Source organism: Vreelandella halophytica, from assembly GCF_968193635.1.
The window spans coordinates 1,122,042-1,140,637 of record NZ_OZ309107.1; the positions used below are offsets into that span (position 1 = coordinate 1,122,042).

An 18,596-nucleotide genomic window follows, 5' to 3' on the forward strand; every position below is an offset into this window, starting at 1 on the left:
GCCGGCTGCCGTTTCGGAGCTTACTTCAAGAGCGAGTTTGATCAGCTGCCAAGCGCTTGGCACTCACGTGCGAAACGGCGGCCATTCAATCCCGACAAGCCATGGGTTTAAAGTGAAACCTTTGAGGCAATAATTTGCCCGGCTATAAACCCTGACAGATTACGCATGCGTTTTCAGTAGCTACTGTCTTATTGTTAGCCCATGATTGGGGCCGCTGTCGACCCAAAATTGTCATTTAATGTAAATACATTTGCCATATATAGGAATTTCGCGCGGTTACGCGCGGCCAGACTTATGACCGAGCCCAGCCAAAACGCCCCGTTGGATTTTTTAGCGACCTGCCCCAAGGGCATCGAAAGCCTGCTCATGGAGGAGCTCGCAGCCCTGGGAGGGGGTGCCTGCAAGGCCACGGTCGCTGGCGTCTATTTCAGCGCCGACCTGGCCTGCGCCTACCGCGCCTGCCTCTGGTCCCGGCTTGCCAATCGGATCGTTTTGATCCTTGGCCGCACACCGCTGGTGGAAAGCGCCGCCGAGCTGTACGACGGGGCGCTTGCCGTGAGCTGGCCGTCGCATATCGCGTCGGGTAAAACCCTGGCGGTCGATTTTCACGGGCGCAGCGAGCAGATTCGCCACACCCGGTTTGGGGCGCAAACGGTCAAGGACGCGGTGGTGGATTCGCTGGCGCTGGCCGGGCTTGCGCGCCCCAACGTGGACACCAAAGCGCCGGATTTGCGTCTTTACGCCCACCTGCACCGGGCGAATTTGACGCTGGGTATCGATCTTTCCGGCGACAGCCTGCACCGCCGGGGCTACCGCAAGGAGGTCGGCCACGCGCCGCTCAAGGAAAACCTGGCCGCCGCGCTTTTGGTGCGCGCAGGCTGGCCCGAGCGCGCCAAACAGGGCGAAGCACTGGTCGACCCGCTTTGTGGCTCGGGGACACTTTTGATCGAGGCTGCGCTAATGGCGGCCGACCAGGCGCCGAACCTTCACCGTCAGCGCTTCGGGTTTCAGGGCTGGGCGGGCCACGACGCGGCTATTTGGCAGGAGCTCAAGCGCGAAGCCGAGGCGCGTGCCTCGATTGGGCGTAAGCGCTGCAAAACGACGCTTTACGGCTTCGACCAGAGCCCGGCGGCGCTCTCCGCGGCCCGGGCCAACGCCATGCGCGCCGGCGTGCCCGCACTGATCGAGCTCGACGGGCAGAGTTTGAATAAATTGAGCCGCCCCGAAGCGTTAACGGGTCAAAGCGGGCTACTCATCACCAACCCGCCTTACGGCGAGCGGCTTGGCGAGCTACCCGAGCTGGTAGGCCTTTACGCCACGCTTGGCGATAAAGCCAAGGCGCTGTTCCCGGGCTGGACGCTTGCGCTGTTTACCGGTAATCCGGATCTTGGTCACCGGCTGGGGCTTCGCGCCCACAAGCAGTACGCGCTGAAAAACGGCGCGCTGGATGCCAAGCTGCTGCTGATGGCCATTGGCGAAGGCAAAGCACCCCCGCGCAGCGCTCAATCGGGAAGCGAGAGCGAGCCCGGCCCGCAGGGTAGCGAAGAGAGCAGGGCGAGCGAGGGCCGTGCTCCTGAGGACGCGTCCAACAAGGCCACTGAAGCCGCAACCGAAAGGCACGTTTCCGAAAACGCCCGGATGTTTGCCAACCGGCTGGCCAAGAACCAAAAGCGTTTGAAGAAGTGGCTCAAGCAAAGCGGTGAAACCTGCTATCGCGTGTACGACGCCGATATGCCGGAGTTCGCGCTAGCGGTGGACCGCTACGCTGGCAAAGTGCACGTGCAGGAGTACGCCGCACCGAAAACGGTCAACGCCGCCCAGGCCCAGAAGCGGCTTTTCGATGCGCTGGAGGTGCTGCCCGAAGCGCTGGGTGTTCGCCCGTCCGATATCTATATCAAGCGCCGCGAGCGCCAAAGCGGCAGCGCTCAGTACCAAAAGCGCGATGCCAGCAACGAGCGTTTCGAGGTTCGAGAGGGCAGTGCCCGGCTATGGGTGAACCTGCGCGACTACCTGGATACCGGGCTTTTCCTCGACCACCGCCCGGTAAGGCGGATGCTCGGTGAAATGGCCTCGGGTAAACGCTTTTTGAATCTGTTCTGCTATACCGCTACGGCGACGGTGCAGGCTGCGCTCGGCGGCGCCAGCGACAGCGTTAGCGTGGATATGTCCAACACCTATCTCGAGTGGGCGAAAGACAACTTCGTATTGAACGATCTCGACCTGCGCCGCCACAAGGTGGTGCGCGAAGACTGTTTTCGTTGGCTGGAAAGCGCGGATACCCGCTTCGATCTGATTTTTATGGATCCGCCGACCTTCTCCAACTCGAAGAAGATGCGCGACACTTTGGATATTCAGCGCGACCATCCGCGGTTGATCGAGCTTGCCATGGCGCGGCTGGCGCCCGGCGGCACATTAGTATTTTCCAACAATCAGCGCCGCTTCAAGCTCGATGAGGCGGTCAGCGAGCGCTACCAGGTGGAAGAGATCACCAGCAAAACCTTCGACCCGGATTTTGCCCGGCGTACGAACCTTCACCACGTGTTCACGCTTAGCCACAAGGCTTAAAGCGCATCCAGTAGCGAAAGCTGGCGCATGGCATCCTGGGCCTCCGGCGTATCGTCGGCGGCCTCCAGCACTTTATCGAACCCCCGCGAGGCCTGAATGGTGGCCTCGTCATCGAGCCACATCTGCGCCTGTTCGCGGGTGTCGGCCAACTGATGCTTCAACCCGCCAAACTGGGTGCCGATCTGCCCCCAGGCGCGGCTAAAAATCCAGTCGCCGAACATGTCCTGATGAATATGCACCAGGACATAGTCATGGTCGGTTTCCCAGCGTACGATCACAACACTCTCCTTTGAACCACAACGCTTTTTTCCCGCATATTGTAAAGGCCGGACGCGCAAACGCCTATGAAACTTGTCATTGACGCCAACATTCCCGCTGCCGAGGCCTGCTTTGGCCATTTGGGCACGATTACACGCCGGCCCGGTCGCGATATTACATCCCAGGACCTGGCCGATGCGGATGCGCTGATCGTGCGCTCGATCACCCGGGTCGACGCAGCGCTCCTCCAGGATAGCCCGCTTTGCTTTGTGGGCAGTTGCACCATCGGCGTGGACCATATCGATCTCGATTATTTGCGCAAGCGCAGCATCGGCTTTTCGAGCGCCCCGGGCTGCAACGCCGAGGCGGTAGTGGACTACGTATTGAGCAGCCTGGTGACCCTGGCCGAGCGCGAAGGCTGGCCGTTTTTAGAGCGCCGCGTAGGCGTAGTGGGGGCGGGCAACGTAGGCGGGCGACTGGTCGAGCGCCTGAAAGCGCTGGGGCTTGCGCCGCTAGTGTGCGACCCACCGCGGGCAAAGCAGGAGGGCGGCGGTGGTTTCGTGGATCTCGATACGCTGATCGAGCAAAGCGATGTGATCTGCCTGCACACGCCGCTTGTCCGCCAGGGCGAGCACGCCACCCATCACCTGCTGGGTGGCGAACGACTCGGCGCGCTCAACCCGGGTACGGTGCTGATCAACGCCGGCCGGGGCGACTGCCTGGACGGTAAAGCGCTCGCCAAACGGCTTGTCGAGCGTGGCGATATGACCGCGGTGCTCGACGTCTGGGAGAACGAACCCGCCATCGACACGGACCTTTGCGCGCAGGTGTCGCTGGCAACGCCGCACATTGCCGGGCATAGTCTGGATGGGAAGCTGCGCGGCACCTGGATGATCGAGCGGGCGCTTTCGCAGTATCTCAAGAGCGCCGAGGGCCCGGCGTTCAGTGAGATCTGCCCGCCACCGGCTTTGGCGGCGATAACGCTGCAAGGTGCGCTATCCGCAGAAGATGCGCTACGGTTGTGTATACGGGCCGTATACGATGTTCGCCGCGATCATGAGGCGCTGGCCTACGCGATACGAAAGGAGGGTGTGGCAAAAGGGTTCGACGCCTGCCGGGCGAACTATCCGCTACGCCGCGAATTTGCCACGCTGCAAGTGAGGCTATCCGGCGAGGCGTTAGCGCTCGAGGGCATGCTGCGCGGGGCAGGTTTCAACGTACTCCCGGTATGATGCGCTGTAACGTTAAAACATCAAACGGGCAAAAGCCTGCCAACCGACTGGGCAACGTACTTGAAATCGACTAAAAATTAAACTGAGTACAACCAGGTGGTGGACAATCAATGACGACGTTACCGACAGAACCCATTGGCAGCATACCGCGTTTGGATAAGTTGATTCAGGCCCAGCACCGCTTCGATGCCGGCGAAATCGGCGCAGCGGACATGGATGCCCTATACGACGAAGCCGTTCAACAAACGATGCGCGAGCTCGAGGCCACGGGCTCGCCCATGATTACCGACGGCGAGCAGCGCAAGACCCATAGCTTTGCGACTTATTCCGTGGAAGGGGGCGATAATTTTGCCTCCGATGGCCTCGAGATTCCCTTTAGCGATGGCCATGTCCGCCGCTTGCCGCGTTTGACCCGTGGCCCGTTTCGCTACACCTTCTCCGCCGCCGATTCCCTGGCGATGGCCAGGCCCCATACCGAGCTGCCCATGAAGCAGGCGATTATTTCGGTATCGGCGTTGAGTCTTTTCTATCCTGCCGATGGGATCGAGGGCTACAGCCGCGAAGCATTCCTCGACGACCTGATCGATGAGCAGGAAAAGGAGATACGCGGCTGCTTCGCCGCGGGTGCCCAAAAGGTACAGATCGATTTTACCGAAGGGCGGTTGTCGCTCAAGCTCGATCCCAGCGGCAGCGTGCTCAATAGTTTTATCGAGCTCAATAACCGGGTGCTGGCGCGCCTTAGCGATGAAGAGCGCCAGTGCCTTGGCGTGCATACCTGCCCCGGGGCCGATCACGACGCCACCCACAGCGCTGACGTGGATTACGCCGAGCTTTTGCCGAGCCTTTTCGAACTCAAGGTCGGTAACTTCTATATCGCGATGGCCTCGGAAAAAGACCCGGAACGCGGCTTGAAAATCATCGCGCGCTATTTGAAGCCCTGGCAGCGCGCCTTTATCGGGGTGATCGATGTCAACGACCCGCGCATCGAAACCGCTGAAGAGGTGTGCGAGCGCGTGCTGCAAGCGGCCCGTTTCATCCCCCTGGCGCAGCTGGGTACCACCGACGACTGCGGTTTTTCCCCGTTTTGCGACGATGTCTCGACACCGCGGGAAACCGCCTTTGCCAAGATTCGCGCGCGCGTGGAGGGAACGGCGCTGGCAGCCAGGCGGCTAGGACTGCAGCGCGGCGAACTGCATGAGTAAACCCGGGGCTTTTAATCAAAGCGTCGCGGTTTTCGATGACCGGGGCGGGCTGGTCGATTGGAACTCGGGATTTACGGAAGAGTTTGCCGATGCCGCTACTCTGCTTGACCACGGGGTCAACGCGCGCGCCATTAGTGCCGCCTGCCTGCTTCCCGAGCGGGCGCTGGACCTGTCCTGGAGTCTGGACGGGGAGGCGCCCCCGGCGTTTGAATATATCAATAGCCGCCGATCGATACGGGTCACCCAGCACCCGGGGGCTAACGGCCACGTTTTTCGTATCGCCCAATGCAATCGGATCACGCCACCGCTACACCCGGCCATGGAAGACGAAAGCACGGAGCTTTTGAGGTCGACGGTATTGCAGATTTCCGCCGCCGTACTCAAGCGGCGTGAACAGGAGAACCACCGGCTGCTGGAGCTTGCGCTTCAGGACGGGTTGACGCTCGTTGCCAACCGGCGCTATTTCGATGAACTGCTCAATATCGAGTGGCAGCGTTGTCAAAAGGATGAACTGCCGTTGTCGGTATTCTTTATCGATATCGATTTCTTCAAGCGCTATAACGACATTTACGGTCATCCCTCCGGCGACGAGTGTCTCAAAACCATCGCTTCGACCATAAAAGCGCATTTGAATCGCCCCAGAGATTTGGTCTCGCGCTACGGGGGCGAGGAGTTTACCTGTCTTTTGCCGGCCACCGACCTGGCCGATGCTACGCGCAAGGCAATAGAACTCGAGAAGGCCATTCGAGCGATGGCCCTTCCTCATATAGGCTCGGAGGTAGCGCCGATCGTGACCATCAGCCTGGGCGTGGCCACTGCGCGGCACATGGAGGGAGGCGAAGCGTCTTTACTGATAAGAGCCGCCGACCAACTGCTTTACGATGCCAAGGCCGCCGGCCGGGGATGTGCACGCTCAGCGCTTTACACCCCCTTCGTTTGACCGCGCTACTGACGGTAGGCGGCTTCTTTGAGCGCGCGAATGCGTTCGTCCAGAGGCGGGTGGCTGGCGAAGAGTTTCTCCATCATCGAACGGGTCTGGCCCTTGGTAATGGCCATGGCGCGCATGGTGTCCGGCATCTGGTCGGGCATTTCGGTTTCGGCTTTCAGGCGCGTTAGCGCGTTGACCATCGCGCTGGCGCCGGCCAGTCGCGCCCCGGCTTCATCGGCACGGTATTCGCGAAAGCGCGAAAACCAGGCAACGATCGCCGAGGCGATCAGACCAAATACGACTTCTGCCACCATGACCACCGCGAAGTAGCCAATAAAGCCGAGGCCGCCTTCGCTACCGCGGCTTTTCAAAAAGCCATCGAGCAGGTGCGCCACGGCGCGAGCAAAGAACATCACGAAGGTGTTGACCACGCCCTGAATCAGCGCAAGCGTCACCATGTCACCGTTAGCCACGTGGCCGATTTCGTGGGCTAGTACCGCACGTACCTCGTCCGGACGCATACGGTTCAAAAGCCCCGCCGAAACGGCGACCAGCGCATCGTCTTTTTTCCAGCCGGTGGCGAAGGCGTTGGACTGCTGGGCGGGAAAAATGCCCACTTCCGGGGTTTTGATGCCCGCTTCGCGGGAAAGCTCGGCGACGGTGTCCACCAGCCACTGCTCGGTCGAATTAGAAGGCGATTCGATCAATACGGTGCCGGTCGAGCGTTTGGCTAGCCACTTCGACATCAAAAGCGAGATCAGCGAACCCGCCATGCCGATGATGAAACAAAACAGCAAGAGGCTTGTAAAGTTGATCCCCTGGCCACGTAAGTAGCCTTCCACGCCAAACAGGCGCAGCGTAAAGCTTGCAACCAGCACCACCGCCAGGTTGGTGGCCAGAAACAGCATGATACGCATCATCGTCGTTCTCTCCCTTTAGGCTTGTCGAATCAAGTCTTTAAAACGGTTTTTCGATACGGTTTCAGGCGATGCCTAAAACCGTGCTGTTAGAGTCGTTTGCTGCCCGGCAGTTTCATGGCCTTACTGGCGGTAGCGGGATAAAAAGTTGGCGAAACGGTCCAGAGCGTCGCCGAGCTGGTCCGCCCAGGGCAGGGTGACGATACGCACGTGATCGGTATCCGGCGCATTGAAGGCGCTGCCCTGGACCAGCAAAATTTTCTCCTGAAGTAGCAAATCCAGGACCAGCTGCTGGTCATCCTTGATGTTGAAAATCGCCGGGTCGAGGCGGGGAAAGGCATAGAGCGCGCCCTTGGGCGTCACGCAGGAGACGCCTGGGATCGCGCTGAGCTTCTCGACGGTAATATCGCGCTGGGCCAGCAGCCGCCCGCCGGGCAGTACCAGGTCGTTGATCGACTGGTAGCCGCCCAGCGCGGTTTGAATGGCGTGCTGGGCCGGTACGTTGGCGCACAGACGCATCGAGGCGAGCATGGTCAGCCCCTGAATGAAATCCCGGGCGCGCTGCTTGGCAAGCGTTCCGGAAATGGTCATCCAGCCCGAGCGAAACCCGGCGCAGCGGTAGCTTTTGGAAAGCCCGTTCATGGTGATCACGAGCTGGTCGTCGTCGGCCAACGCCCCGGTCGCCGTATGCTCGACGCCGTCATACAGAATCTTGTCGTAGATTTCATCCGAGAAAACCACCAGGTGATGCTCCTGGGCGACTTTCAAGACTTCCTTGACGACTTCCGGAGGATAGACCGCGCCGGTCGGGTTGTTGGGGTTGATCAGTACGATCGCCCGGGTACGGCTGGTGACCTTGGCGCGAATATCGGCGATGTCCGGCGTCCAGTCGGCCTGCTCATCGCAGCGGTAATGAACGCCGTGGCCGCCGGAAAGGTGGGCCGAGGCGGTCCAAAGCGGGTAGTCCGGCGCGGGGATCAGGACTTCGTCGCCATCGTTTAAAAGCGCTTGCATGCACATCACGATCAGCTCGGAAACGCCGTTGCCGATGTAGATGTCCTCGATCCCCACGCCCGGAATGTTTTTGCGCTGACACTCCTGCATGATCGCCTTGCGCGCCGAATAGAGCCCCTTGGAATCGCAGTAGCCTTGCGCCGTGGGCAGGTTGCGCATCACGTCTTGCAAAATCTCTTCCGGCGCTTCGAACCCAAAGGGGGCGGGGTTGCCGATATTGAGCTTCAAAATCCGTTGCCCTTCGTCTTCCAGGCGCTTGGCGTGGTCGAGAACGGGCCCGCGGATGTCGTAGCAGACATTATACAATTTGTGGGATTTCTTGAGCGGCTGGGGCTCTGAGGGCTGCGATTCTACAGGCTGCGGCGTATCCATGAAGTGTCCCAAACTACCTTGATCAGTAGGGTTAGCGGTCAATAGGTCGTTCGCCATTATGCGCTGAGGGGCTTTCGCTGTCTGCGTCAATCTCGGCGTCATCGTGCAAAGGCGTGGCGGGAATGTCGTCTGGCGTTTCCAGCGTAATACGGCCAAGCTTGCCGTCGCGCAGCTCGTGTAGCAGCACCTCGGCACCGCGGTGCAGATCGACCACACCACCGGCGCGCAGCCCGCCGCGTTTGGCGGCAATTTCTTTTAAAATCGCGTGGCCGTCAAAGCCTGCCAGGGCGAGAAAGTCCGGCCGCGCCGGGCCGTCGGCGTCCACGTCCTGGGGTTTTTCCGGCGCCTCGAAAACGGGCAGGTCCTTGAGCTTGTAGCGTGCGGTGAGCGCCTCGGGGTAGCGCTTGGCAAGCTCGGCGCTGGCGACGATACCGACATCGGTATACTCGATGGCGGTATCGCGGATCGCGCCGCTGGCGGCCAAGCGGTAGGCGCTTGCCTGGTCTTCGATCTTGGGCCACAGCACCCCGGGGGTGTCGATCAGCGCTACGCGTCCGTCGATACGCACCTTCTGCTGGCGCTTGGTCACCGCGGGCTCGTTGCCGGTCTTGGCGATCTTGCGCCCGGCCAGGCCGTTGATCAACGTGGATTTCCCGACGTTGGGAATGCCCATCACCATCACGCGCACGTCGCGGTCGGCGCGTACGGCGCCGGCCAGGGTATGGCAAAGCGCGGGGATCTGCTTGAGCTCGCGGCCTTGCGTGGTGGTCACCGCCAGCGCCCGGGTATCTGCCTGGGCATCGAAGTAGTCGACCCACTCCTGGGTGCGCGCGGGGTCGGCCAGGTCCGCTCGGGTGAGAATCTTCAGCACCGGCTTGTGGCGTGTTAGCTCGGCCAGCATCGGGTTGGCGCTGGAGTAGGGCAGACGCGCATCGAGAACCTCGATGACCACGTCAATTTCCGGCAGCGCTTCCTTTATCTGGCGGCGGGCCTTGTTCATGTGTCCGGGAAACCAGCCGAGCATGGGTATCTCCTACGAGCTCAAACGTGAGGCAAAAAAACGGGCTGCCATTCTATCAGAATGCCAGCCCGTCGGGGCGTGCCGGGAAGCTCAGGCGCGCTTACTCGTTGGGATGAAACTCAAGCGATACCGAGTTGATGCAGTAACGAAGCCCCGTGGACTCCGGCGGGCCATCCGGAAAGACGTGACCCAGGTGGGCGTCACAGTGGGAGCAGACGACCTCGGTGCGGGTCATGCCGTGACTCGTGTCGCTGTGCTCTTCTACGCTGTGACTACCCAGCGGGCGGTCGAAGCTTGGCCAGCCGCAACCCGCATCGAACTTGTGCTCGTTTTCGAAAAGCGGCGCATGGCAGCAGGTGCAGTGATAGATGCCTTGTTCGTCGCTGACCTGGTAGTCACCGGTGAACGGGCGCTCTGTGCCTTTCTCCCGCGCCACCCGGTACTGCTCGGCGCTTAGCTCGCTGCGCCACTGCTCCGGCGATTTATCGATTTTGGCCATGGGCGCCTCCCTTTATGTATGACGTACAGCTGTGAAAAATTCTTGCCCGTCGACCAATAGGAATGGATCGACGGCTTATATCAGACCACCAACGGCGGTATGAGGTTCAGTTTAGGCTATAAGCGGCGCTTACCCAAACAGAGGGGGCGAGCACAGCACGCGTCGTTGTTTGAAGTAGCCGATTTGTGTTGGGTAAAGAAGCGTGTAGAGAAAGCGCAAGAGTAGAGTAAGAAGTAAAGGCGGAGGTTGCTTCTTGCCAAGTGCGCTCGATACCGACTTTTCCCCGACTGGTTGCACGACTGTTCGGAGCCCAAAGCGCTGTGCTGAAAAGGAAAAGGTCAAATTGAGGATGAGTGGCTTGACATGAAAACCTCCTCTGAGTAATATACGCGCCACCTCGACGAGGCAATGAAACGTCCCATTCGTCTAGTGGTCCAGGACACCGCCCTTTCACGGCGGTAACAGGGGTTCGAACCCCCTATGGGACGCCACTTCATCGTCAGGTATCGGAGTGCGGGAATAGCTCAGTGGTAGAGCATCGCCTTGCCAAGGCGAGGGTCGAGAGTTCGAATCTCTTTTCCCGCTCCAATTTGGTAGTGTGGTCAAGCAAGTGCCGGTCGAGAGCTGGAACGCCAGCCCGGTCGAATCTCTTTTCCCGCTCCAAGACGTGTCCCATTCGTCTAGTGGTCCAGGACACCGCCCTTTCACGGCGGTAACAGGGGTTCGAACCCCCTATGGGACGCCACTTCGATTGCGAAAATATGTGAAGCGGGAATAGCTCAGTGGTAGAGCATCGCCTTGCCAAGGCGAGGGTCGAGAGTTCGAATCTCTTTTCCCGCTCCAAACGTCTCACGACGTTGATGTGTCCCATTCGTCTAGTGGTCCAGGACACCGCCCTTTCACGGCGGTAACAGGGGTTCGAACCCCCTATGGGACGCCATTTCGCTGCAACTTGCCAGTATTAAGCGGGAATAGCTCAGTGGTAGAGCATCGCCTTGCCAAGGCGAGGGTCGAGAGTTCGAATCTCTTTTCCCGCTCCAATTTAGATCCTTCGATCCCTTCTACGTCGTTTTAATCCAAAGATTTTATCTACCGCCCATCGGCGGCGTTTTGCTGTGCGCGCGGTTTATACAATCGTACCCGGCTACCTCTTTACCCTGTGCGCCGCGTCCGGGCCGTTGACCGGCCCGGACGCGGGTAGCTTCGCTAACGCTTGGCGGGGGCTGAATTAGCCCAGATGGAAGAAGTTGACGACGCCGTTGAGCGACTGGGAGCGCTGTTTTAGATCCTGTGCGGAGGTTGCCGTTTGCTGAACCATGTAGGCATTGTCCTGGGTGGACTGGTCAAGCTGGGCGATGGCCACGTTGATCTGCTCGATGCCTTGGGTCTGTTCGTGAGTGGCCGCGGTAATATCTGCAAACAGGCCGTTGATGCGCTGAATCTGCTGGTCGATATGCTCCATGCGCTCCCGGGCGGTCGTCACCTTCGAGGCGCCGTGGTCGACCTGAGCGTTGGACGTAGTGATCAATGTCTTGATCTCGCTGGCTGCATCGGCTGAGCGGTTGGCTAGCTGGCGCACTTCGCTGGCGACGACCGCAAAACCGCGGCCATGCTCGCCGGCCCGCGCTGCTTCTACCGAGGCGTTAAGCGCCAAAATGTTGGTCTGGAACGCGATGCTATCGATCAGCGTGACGATATCAGAAATTTTGGCCGCCTCGCTAATGATGGCCTGCATGGAGGTCTCGGCGTCACCCACGGCTTCTTGTCCGGCCTGGGAGGTTTCGCCAGCGCTTCGTACCAGCTCCTTGGCCTGCTCTACGTTATCGGCATTCAAACGCACGGTGGCAGTGACTTCTTCCATGCTGGCGGAGGTTTGCTGAATGGCCGCGGCCTGCTGGTCGGTGCGCGAGGAGAGTTCCTGATTGCTGTCCGCGATATTACCGGAATTGCTATCCACCGCGGCGCTGGTGGCATGGATTTCTTGCATGGTGGTGTGAAGCTTGTCGCGCATTTGCTGAATATCGTGCAGCAGGCTGCTGGTGTCATTGGCGTTCAGCTCGACCCGGGCGGTCAAATCGCCCTGGGCGATACGCGAGACCACGTTGGCCGCGTAGTCCGGCTCGCCGCCCAGGCGGCGTAGAATCAGTGAGATCATGGCCCAGAAAGCAATCGTGACCAGCGCGCCGGCCACCAGACCGACCAGAATGGTCTTGAGCAGCTGCGCCATGATGGTCTGGCTAATGTCACCCATGAAAACGCCGCTGGCTACGTAAACGTCCCAGGGGGTGTAGGCTTCGGCGTAGGTGTGCACCAGGGGCGTGGTATCACTGCCGCGGGCGAAGTTGGAGTAGTAGTCGGTAAAGCCGCTGCCGGTGCCGCGGGTATTGTCCAGAATCGCTTGAAAAAGCAGCGTGCCTTGCGCATCGGTGACCTGAGAAAGGTCCTGGCCCCTTGGGCGCTTGGGATGCGCCATCATGTGCAAATCCCCGGACAGCACGAACAGATAGTTGTCATCATCACCAAAGCGCACATCGCGGATGTTTTCAAAGGCCAGGGTTTTAGCCTCTTCCTGGGTCATCAACCCCTGCTGGGCCATTTCGTCGAAGTGTTCCAGGGTCGACATGGCGATATCCACTGCGGTGACCATGCGCTCTTCACGCTCGTGATAAAGCAGCGCTCGGCTTTGTAAGGCGTTGACCGTAATCATGATGGCGAGTATCAGCCATAGTACGCCTATGCCGATCAACCGCTGCCGACGCAGCGAAATGGCGGCCAGGCCGCGTTGGGTATCGTGAGGGCTCCGGTGGGTCGTTGAGTCTTGGGTGGTAACAGGAGGCTGGGCAGTCATGGTGCTCATTATGTGGCTTTCTCGTTTATGGTTGCTTATTCCCTTGCGCGCTAATCTTTATAACGCTTGGGTATAGGCATAATACTAAAGTATTAGTTCGACTTGCTTATAAGTTTGTGGGTTATCACAAAAAATTACGTTTCTGCCCGCCTGTCGCTTAATAGCGCCGCGCAGAGCACAGTGGTTGAAACAGTGGCTTGAAAAAAGCACCTCGTGCCCCGATATGGTTGCCTCTAGCGTTTTTTGTGCCCCCTCTTTTGCTGACAGGACATTCCATGGCCGAACCGGCATTGTCTATCCGTGGCCTTACCAAGGTGTATGGCAACGGCTTCCACGCCCTCAAAGGCATCGATCTTGACGTCCAACAGGGCGATTTTTTTGCGCTTCTGGGGCCGAACGGCGCCGGCAAGTCGACCACGCTGGGCGTGGTGTGCTCGCTGGTGCAAAAGTCCGAAGGCAAGGTGTCCATTTTTGGTATCGACATCGATAAGGACTTTGCCAAGGCGAAATATCAGCTTGGCGTCGTGCCCCAGGAGTTCAACTTTAGCCAGTTCGAGAAGGTGCTGGATATCGTGATGGCCCAGGCGGGCTACTACGGCATGAAGCGCAGCAAAGCGCTGCCCCGCGCCGAGCAGCTTCTGACCGATCTGGGGCTTTGGGACAAGCGCAACGGCAGCGCGCGGATGCTCTCCGGCGGCATGAAGCGGCGCCTGATGATCGCCCGCGCCTTGATGCACCGGCCCAAACTATTGATTCTCGATGAGCCGACCGCCGGCGTTGATATCGAGCTTCGCCGCAGCATGTGGGAATACATGCGTCGCCTCAATCGCGACGAGGGCACCACGATCATTCTCACCACGCACTACCTGGAAGAGGCGGAGAGCCTTTGTCGTAACATCGCCATCATCAATGACGGTGCAATAGTGCGCGACACCAGCGTCCGTGAGCTGCTGGGCGAGCTCGATACCGAAACCTTCCTGCTCGATTTGGCCGCGCCTATCGAGTACATACCCGAAATAGACGGCTTCGAGATCCAGCAAGTAGAGCCTTCTCAGCTTTCGTTGGCCATTCAGCGCGGCCAGTCGCTCAATACGGTATTCGATGCGCTAAGCGCCCAGGGCATCAGCGTGATTTCGATGCGTAACCGCGCCAACCGCCTGGAGGAGATGTTCGTGTCGATGGTGGAAGGCAGCCAAAACCCGATCGATGAAAAGCGCAGCCCGGAGGCGACATCATGAATGCGACCCAAACCCTGATCGCGCTTTGGACGCTGGTGGTCAAGGAGATCAAGCGCTTTACACGCATCTGGCCACAAACGCTCTTGCCGCCGTCCATTACCATGGCGATGTACTTCATCATCTTCGGTAACCTGATCGGCTCGCGTATTGGCGCGATGGACGGCTTTAGCTACATGGATTTCATCGTCCCTGGGCTGATCATGATGTCGGTGATCACCAACAGCTACTCCAACGTTGCCTCGAGCTTCTTCTCCAACAAGTTTCAGCGCTCGATCGAGGAGATGATGGTCTCACCGATGCCCAATTGGGTGATTCTCTCCGGCTTCATTTTGGGCGGCATGGCCCGGGGCCTGGGCGTGGGGCTGATCGTCACCGTGGTCTCGCTGTTCTTTACCCGGCTGAGCGTCGAGCATCCTCTTTTGACTGTGCTGGTCGTCGTGCTGACCTCGGCGCTATTTTCCATTGGCGGGTTCATCAACGCGCTACTGGCCAACAAGTTCGATGATATCTCGATCGTGCCGACCTTCATTCTCACGCCGCTGACCTATCTTGGCGGGGTGTTCTACTCCATCTCGATGCTGCCGGATATCTGGCAAAGTATCTCCATGCTGAATCCGATTCTCTACATGGTGAACGTCTTCCGCTATGGCTTTCTGGGCGTGTCGGACATCCCGGTCGTTTGGGCGCTGGCGGCGATTTTTGCGTTCATCGTCGTGCTGTTTGGCGTTGCGCTGACCATGCTCGAGCGCGGTCATGGTATTCGCAGCTAATCGAAGGAGTATTTCATGGCACATCGCCCGGATACGTTGGAACACGCGCCCCTGGGGCGCGATTCTGCCTACCCGCAGCAGTACGATGCGGGTCTGCTCTTTGCCATTGCCCGCGCCGCCAATCGCGCGCCGCTAGGCATCGATGACGCCGCGCTGCCTTTTACTGGGGCAGACGAGTGGTACGCCTTCGAGGTCTCCTGGCTCAATGCGCGGGGCAAGCCCGTGGTCGCCGTGGCCAGGTTTACGCTGCCTGCAAGCTCGCCCAACCTGATCGAATCCAAGTCCTGGAAGCTTTACCTCAATAGCTTCAACCAGACCCGTTTCGAGAGCCGCGAGGCGGTCATCGAGGTGCTGACCAGCGATCTTTCCCGCGTGGCCGGGGCAGCCGTTGGCGTTGAGCTTTTCGAGGTAGATGATCAGGCACTCACGCCTTCACGCTTGCCCGGCGAGTGCCTCGACGACCTGGATATCGCCGTCGATAATTACACGCCGAGCGCCGAGCATTTAAGCGCGGGCACCGAGGTGGTCGAAGAAACGCTTTACTCGCATCTTCTAAAATCCAACTGCCCGGTTACCGGCCAGCCGGACTGGGGTAGCGTCATGATTCGCTACAAGGGCCCCAAAATCGATCGCGAAGGGCTTTTGCGCTACTTGATCGGCTTTCGTCAGCATCAGGATTTCCACGAGCACTGCGTAGAGCATATCTTCACCGACCTTAAGCAGCGTACAGGGCCTTCCGAGCTTTTGGTACTGGCACGCTACGTACGCCGCGGCGGGCTGGATATCAGCCCCTGGCGGGCAACGCCGGGAATGGCGCCGCCCGGGTCGCTGCGTCTGGCAAGGCAGTAAGGCATTGCGCTAGAGTAGAGCGCTAACGCCCCCTCAAGGCCCAACCCAAGGACCGTAGTATGGATGCATTGACGCTTCTTCACGAGCGAAGCTCTATGGGTAAGCTCACCGAGCCCGCGCCAAGCTTTGAGCAGCTCGAGGCACTTTATCAGGCGGCGCTGCGCGCGCCTGACCATCAGGAGCTTCGCCCCTGGCGATTCATCGAGTTCAGTGGAGAAGGGCGCGAGCGTTTGGGCGAGCTATTTGCCGAGGCGGAGTTCCAGGAAGACCCCAGCGCTACGGACGACACCCTGAGCGCCGCCCGCCAAAAGCCGCTGCGCGCACCGATGATCATCGCGGTCATCGCAAGCGTCACGCCGGATATTGCCAAAGTGCCCAAAATGGAGCAGGTGATTTCCGCGGGCTGCGCCGCCCACGGCATCTTGCTGGCCGCTCATGCCCTGGGGTTGGGGGCGATGTGGCGTAGCGGTAAGTACGCGTTTGATCCGGTCGTGCGTAAAGGGTTGAGCCTAGCGGAAGACGACGAGGTCGTGGCATTTATCTACCTGGGCACCCTCGGTGGCCGTCACAAGCCGCTGGCGCAGCACGACACCGCTAACTTCGTCGAGCGCTGGAGCTAGGGAGCCGGGCGCATGAGCAAATCACGTAAGCCCGGGCTACCTTACCCTCGGTTAGCGCTTCCCGAGCAGGGCAGAGAAGACCTTGGCGCCTTTCAGCAGTGGCTGACCGAGGCGATTCCCATGGTCGAATCCCTCGGCCTCAAGCAGATGAGCCAAAGTAACGGCCATCTGCTTTGGGAGCTTGCGCTAACGCCTTCGCTCAACGATAAGGGCACCGGCTTTGGCGGGGCATTAACCGCGCAGGCCACGCTGCAGGGATGGTGCTGGGCCACACTCTGGCTTCGCCAGCAGGGCCTATCTCGCGACGTCGTGGTGGCCGATGCCAGCCAGAAGTTTTTAGCCCCGGTGACCGACGACTATCGCCTCATTTGCAAACCCGCCAAACCGGAAGGGGCAGAGGAGCTTGCCGAGCGCCTTAGTACCCGCGGCAAGGGCCGCATCGCGCTGGCGCAAGAGCTTTATTGCCACGACGTTCTCTGCTTTCAAGCCACCGGCACCTACGCGGTTCTGGCTTGATTGCGGAAAAGACTTGCCATTTAACGTCTTACCGCATAGAATACGCGCCGTTCTATAGGGAAAGGCAACGCCTTACCCAAGAGCGAAAATGCGGAGGGGTGTCCGAGTGGTCGAAGGAGCACGCCTGGAAAGTGTGTAAGCCGCAAGGCTTCGAGGGTTCGAATCCCTCCCCCTCCGCCAAAGAATTTAAAAAGCCCGCTGATTTCGATCAGCGGGCTTTTTTGTTTGGACGACTTCCCCCCACATTCGAACGTCCTGCAGGCTCCCCTGTGAGCTCCACGGCGCTTGGGGTGCGACTCCCTGCTGGCACTTTGTCCAGCACTTCATACATCCTTACGCTTGGCTGGTAGAGCGAGAGCGCTGGCAGGGTCGAACCCGGGGTGGGTAGGAAGTGACTTTAAACTATTCCCGGTAGCTAAAGAGTGTCCAGAAGGGAAGAATCAGCAAGAATGACGCGACCGAGAACACGCCCAGGGCAAACTCGATAGAGAAATATTCGGCCAGCCCGCCGGCGAGTAGAGAGCCCAGCGGCATGGCGCCCCACTGAAGCATTCGTGCCGCCGAGCTGTAACGGCCCAGGAGGTGGGACGGGACCAGTTGCTGGCTGATCGTCCGAGAGTTAACGGCCCATAAAGTGCCGCCAAGGCCGCCAAGGAACGCGCCCAGGGAAATCAGCCAAAGCTCGGAGGTGAGCGCTGGAACCCCGACGAGAAGAATGGTGCCAACGATATCGAGCACCATGACCGGCTTTCGGCCCAGCAATCGATTCAGCGGCCGTGCCAGTATGGCGCCCATGATGCCGCCCACGCCCAGGGCGCTGACCATGAAGCCATAGGTGCCGGCATCGATCTCCATGACTTGGCTTGCATAAAGAGGCATCAGGGCGAACCAGGCGGCCCAGCTCGCCGACATGATCGGTAGTGTCAGTGCCATTAGGCGCAGCACCTTGTTATGCCAAAGATAAGCGATGCCTTCGGCGATCTGCTGATGCATCGATGTTCGTCTCGCTGTTTGGCGATGAGGCACGCTCGCGATGCCGACTAACAGGCAAAGGACCGCACCGGCACTGGCATAGCTGCCCAGCCCGACCATTAGCGCGTAGATCGTGCCGACAGTGATCAAAGCGCCGCCAATCAGTGGACCCAAAAACTCGTTGCATACCGTTTCGGCGCCCGTCATCCATGCATTGGCCCGCTCGCGGTCCGCTTTGCCCACGGCATCCGGCACCAGGGCGAAGGCCGAGAGCTGAGTGAGAACATCCGTCATGCCAAGCGATAAACCTACCGCGAGCAGCACCGCCAGCCCCAGGTAGCCGTAGAGAGCGGCTAGCAATAGGCCGGCCAGAATTCCCAATCGAACGATGCTTGAAGCCCATAGCAGCCGTCGCCGGTCCATTCGGTCGACCACCACGCCCACGTGAAGCGCTGCCAATAGCCAGGGCAGCGTCATCGACACGGCGACTAGTGATACAAGCAGGGGAGATTGCGTGAGGGTGGTGGCTATGACGGGCAGCGCGACTTTAAGTACCCCGTCGCCAACGTTCGTTACCGCTGTGAAAATCGTCAATACATGGGTGTTACGCGAGCTATGGCGTGTGGCCAACTCAGTCATGTTGGGCTCTTCTGTTCGTTTTGTTGGATAGAGGGTCGTCTTATTGAGAGGCACATAAGAGCATGCTGTTTTAATAGCCTATGGCGCCAAGGTAGGTTTTACAATGGCTTAGGCCAATTGGCTGGGACCACTGGTT

Annotated in this window: 16 protein-coding genes and 7 tRNA genes; 16 read left to right on the plus strand and 7 right to left on the minus strand. The window is 59.6% G+C overall.

The window, feature by feature from the left end; genetic code table 11:
* Positions 1–294: 294 nt before the first annotated feature.
* Positions 295–2,565, plus strand: a complete 2,271-nt coding sequence (gene rlmKL / locus ACWHXT_RS05260) for a bifunctional 23S rRNA (guanine(2069)-N(7))-methyltransferase RlmK/23S rRNA (guanine(2445)-N(2))-methyltransferase RlmL (protein WP_447957515.1) — start codon at positions 295–297, stop codon at positions 2,563–2,565.
* Here the strand turns inward: rlmKL and ACWHXT_RS05265 are convergent.
* Entirely contained in the window at positions 2,562–2,843 is a 282-nt protein-coding gene (locus tag ACWHXT_RS05265) for a hypothetical protein (RefSeq protein ID WP_447528183.1), read from the minus strand. The genes rlmKL and ACWHXT_RS05265 overlap by 4 nt on opposite strands.
* Before the next feature lie 66 nt (positions 2,844–2,909).
* Here ACWHXT_RS05265 and pdxB point away from each other — a divergent pair, with 66 nt between their 5' ends.
* The 3 genes from pdxB (at position 2,910) to ACWHXT_RS05280 (ending at position 6,197) form a co-directional block, all read left to right on the plus strand.
* On the plus strand, positions 2,910–4,055 hold the full coding sequence (gene pdxB, locus ACWHXT_RS05270; protein WP_447957516.1) for a 4-phosphoerythronate dehydrogenase PdxB: 1,146 nt from the start codon (positions 2,910–2,912) through the stop codon (positions 4,053–4,055).
* Positions 4,056–4,165: 110 nt separating this feature from the next.
* Complete coding sequence (locus tag ACWHXT_RS05275) at positions 4,166–5,257, plus strand: cobalamin-independent methionine synthase II family protein (protein ID WP_447957517.1); 1,092 nt, start codon at positions 4,166–4,168, stop codon at positions 5,255–5,257.
* The gene (locus ACWHXT_RS05280) at positions 5,250–6,197 is read left to right on the plus strand and encodes a diguanylate cyclase (RefSeq protein WP_447957518.1); all 948 of its coding nucleotides are present in this window, start codon (positions 5,250–5,252) and stop codon (positions 6,195–6,197) included. The genes ACWHXT_RS05275 and ACWHXT_RS05280 overlap by 8 nt, the downstream gene beginning before the upstream one ends.
* A gap of 5 nt (positions 6,198–6,202) precedes the next feature.
* Here ACWHXT_RS05280 and htpX read toward each other — a convergent pair whose 3' ends face one another.
* From htpX to msrB, 4 genes are all read right to left on the minus strand, one after another.
* Complete coding sequence (gene htpX, locus ACWHXT_RS05285) at positions 6,203–7,105, minus strand: protease HtpX (protein WP_447528187.1); 903 nt, start codon at positions 7,103–7,105, stop codon at positions 6,203–6,205.
* A 120-nt stretch (positions 7,106–7,225) separates the two neighbouring features.
* Entirely contained in the window at positions 7,226–8,488 is a 1,263-nt protein-coding gene (locus ACWHXT_RS05290; protein WP_447957519.1) for a pyridoxal phosphate-dependent aminotransferase, read from the minus strand.
* Positions 8,489–8,519: 31 nt separating this feature from the next.
* Positions 8,520–9,512 (minus strand): ribosome biogenesis GTPase YlqF, encoded by a 993-nt coding sequence (ylqF, locus tag ACWHXT_RS05295; RefSeq protein ID WP_447957520.1) that lies wholly within the window; start codon positions 9,510–9,512, stop codon positions 8,520–8,522.
* A gap of 97 nt (positions 9,513–9,609) precedes the next feature.
* Positions 9,610–10,008 carry a peptide-methionine (R)-S-oxide reductase MsrB gene (gene msrB / locus ACWHXT_RS05300; protein WP_447928472.1) on the minus strand — a complete coding sequence of 133 codons (399 nt, stop codon included), beginning with the start codon at positions 10,006–10,008 and terminating at the stop codon, positions 9,610–9,612.
* Between the two features lie 415 nt (positions 10,009–10,423).
* On the opposite strand from msrB, the gene ACWHXT_RS05305 reads away from it, so the two are divergent.
* The 6 genes from ACWHXT_RS05305 (at position 10,424) to ACWHXT_RS05330 (ending at position 11,048) form a co-directional block, all read left to right on the plus strand.
* Positions 10,424–10,499, plus strand: a tRNA-Glu gene (locus ACWHXT_RS05305).
* 22 nt (positions 10,500–10,521) lie between these two features.
* A tRNA-Gly gene (locus ACWHXT_RS05310) sits at positions 10,522–10,596 on the plus strand.
* An 81-nt stretch (positions 10,597–10,677) separates the two neighbouring features.
* Positions 10,678–10,753, plus strand: a tRNA-Glu gene (locus ACWHXT_RS05315).
* Positions 10,754–10,776: 23 nt separating this feature from the next.
* Positions 10,777–10,851, plus strand: a tRNA-Gly gene (locus ACWHXT_RS05320).
* Positions 10,852–10,872: 21 nt separating this feature from the next.
* Positions 10,873–10,948 (plus strand) — tRNA-Glu (locus tag ACWHXT_RS05325).
* 25 nt (positions 10,949–10,973) lie between these two features.
* Positions 10,974–11,048: transfer RNA gene (locus ACWHXT_RS05330), tRNA-Gly, on the plus strand.
* Between the two features lie 188 nt (positions 11,049–11,236).
* Here ACWHXT_RS05330 and ACWHXT_RS05335 read toward each other — a convergent pair.
* The gene (locus ACWHXT_RS05335; protein WP_447957521.1) at positions 11,237–12,865 is read right to left on the minus strand and encodes a methyl-accepting chemotaxis protein; all 1,629 of its coding nucleotides are present in this window, start codon (positions 12,863–12,865) and stop codon (positions 11,237–11,239) included.
* A gap of 266 nt (positions 12,866–13,131) precedes the next feature.
* Between ACWHXT_RS05335 and ACWHXT_RS05340 the strand changes: the two genes are divergently transcribed.
* The 6 genes from ACWHXT_RS05340 (at position 13,132) to ACWHXT_RS05365 (ending at position 17,029) form a co-directional block, all read left to right on the plus strand.
* Positions 13,132–14,094: an ABC transporter ATP-binding protein gene (locus tag ACWHXT_RS05340; RefSeq protein WP_447957522.1), complete on the plus strand. Its 963-nt coding sequence runs from the start codon at positions 13,132–13,134 to the stop codon at positions 14,092–14,094.
* Positions 14,091–14,864 carry an ABC transporter permease gene (locus ACWHXT_RS05345; protein ID WP_447528192.1) on the plus strand — a complete coding sequence of 258 codons (774 nt, stop codon included), beginning with the start codon at positions 14,091–14,093 and terminating at the stop codon, positions 14,862–14,864. The genes ACWHXT_RS05340 and ACWHXT_RS05345 overlap by 4 nt, the downstream gene beginning before the upstream one ends.
* A gap of 15 nt (positions 14,865–14,879) precedes the next feature.
* Positions 14,880–15,713: an NADPH-dependent 7-cyano-7-deazaguanine reductase QueF gene (queF, locus tag ACWHXT_RS05350; RefSeq protein ID WP_447957523.1), complete on the plus strand. Its 834-nt coding sequence runs from the start codon at positions 14,880–14,882 to the stop codon at positions 15,711–15,713.
* Between the two features lie 59 nt (positions 15,714–15,772).
* Positions 15,773–16,333, plus strand: a complete 561-nt coding sequence (locus tag ACWHXT_RS05355) for a nitroreductase family protein (RefSeq protein WP_447957524.1) — start codon at positions 15,773–15,775, stop codon at positions 16,331–16,333.
* A gap of 12 nt (positions 16,334–16,345) precedes the next feature.
* Entirely contained in the window at positions 16,346–16,849 is a 504-nt protein-coding gene (locus ACWHXT_RS05360) for a YiiD C-terminal domain-containing protein (RefSeq protein ID WP_447957525.1), read from the plus strand.
* 92 nt (positions 16,850–16,941) lie between these two features.
* A tRNA-Ser gene (locus tag ACWHXT_RS05365) sits at positions 16,942–17,029 on the plus strand.
* Between the two features lie 222 nt (positions 17,030–17,251).
* Here the strand turns inward: ACWHXT_RS05365 and ACWHXT_RS05370 are convergent.
* Positions 17,252–18,460, minus strand: coding sequence for an MFS transporter (locus ACWHXT_RS05370; protein WP_447957526.1), 1,209 nt, complete (start codon positions 18,458–18,460; stop codon positions 17,252–17,254).
* Positions 18,461–18,596: the final 136 nt, after the last annotated feature.

Coding starts and splice junctions, on each gene's coding strand:
- queF (WP_447957523.1), top strand. CDS start 14,880: ATGGCACATCGCCCGGATACGTTGGAACACGCGCCCCTGGGGCGCGAT.
- ACWHXT_RS05280 (WP_447957518.1), top strand. CDS start 5,250: ATGAGTAAACCCGGGGCTTTTAATCAAAGCGTCGCGGTTTTCGATGAC.
- ACWHXT_RS05345 (WP_447528192.1), top strand. CDS start 14,091: ATGAATGCGACCCAAACCCTGATCGCGCTTTGGACGCTGGTGGTCAAG.
- ACWHXT_RS05335 (WP_447957521.1), bottom strand. CDS start 12,865: ATGAGCACCATGACTGCCCAGCCTCCTGTTACCACCCAAGACTCAACG.
- ACWHXT_RS05290 (WP_447957519.1), bottom strand. CDS start 8,488: ATGGATACGCCGCAGCCTGTAGAATCGCAGCCCTCAGAGCCCCAGCCG.
- ACWHXT_RS05370 (WP_447957526.1), bottom strand. CDS start 18,460: ATGACTGAGTTGGCCACACGCCATAGCTCGCGTAACACCCATGTATTG.
- htpX (WP_447528187.1), bottom strand. CDS start 7,105: ATGATGCGTATCATGCTGTTTCTGGCCACCAACCTGGCGGTGGTGCTG.
- msrB (WP_447928472.1), bottom strand. CDS start 10,008: ATGGCCAAAATCGATAAATCGCCGGAGCAGTGGCGCAGCGAGCTAAGC.
- ACWHXT_RS05340 (WP_447957522.1), top strand. CDS start 13,132: ATGGCCGAACCGGCATTGTCTATCCGTGGCCTTACCAAGGTGTATGGC.
- ACWHXT_RS05360 (WP_447957525.1), top strand. CDS start 16,346: ATGAGCAAATCACGTAAGCCCGGGCTACCTTACCCTCGGTTAGCGCTT.
- rlmKL (WP_447957515.1), top strand. CDS start 295: ATGACCGAGCCCAGCCAAAACGCCCCGTTGGATTTTTTAGCGACCTGC.
- ylqF (WP_447957520.1), bottom strand. CDS start 9,512: ATGCTCGGCTGGTTTCCCGGACACATGAACAAGGCCCGCCGCCAGATA.
- ACWHXT_RS05275 (WP_447957517.1), top strand. CDS start 4,166: ATGACGACGTTACCGACAGAACCCATTGGCAGCATACCGCGTTTGGAT.
- ACWHXT_RS05355 (WP_447957524.1), top strand. CDS start 15,773: ATGGATGCATTGACGCTTCTTCACGAGCGAAGCTCTATGGGTAAGCTC.
- pdxB (WP_447957516.1), top strand. CDS start 2,910: ATGAAACTTGTCATTGACGCCAACATTCCCGCTGCCGAGGCCTGCTTT.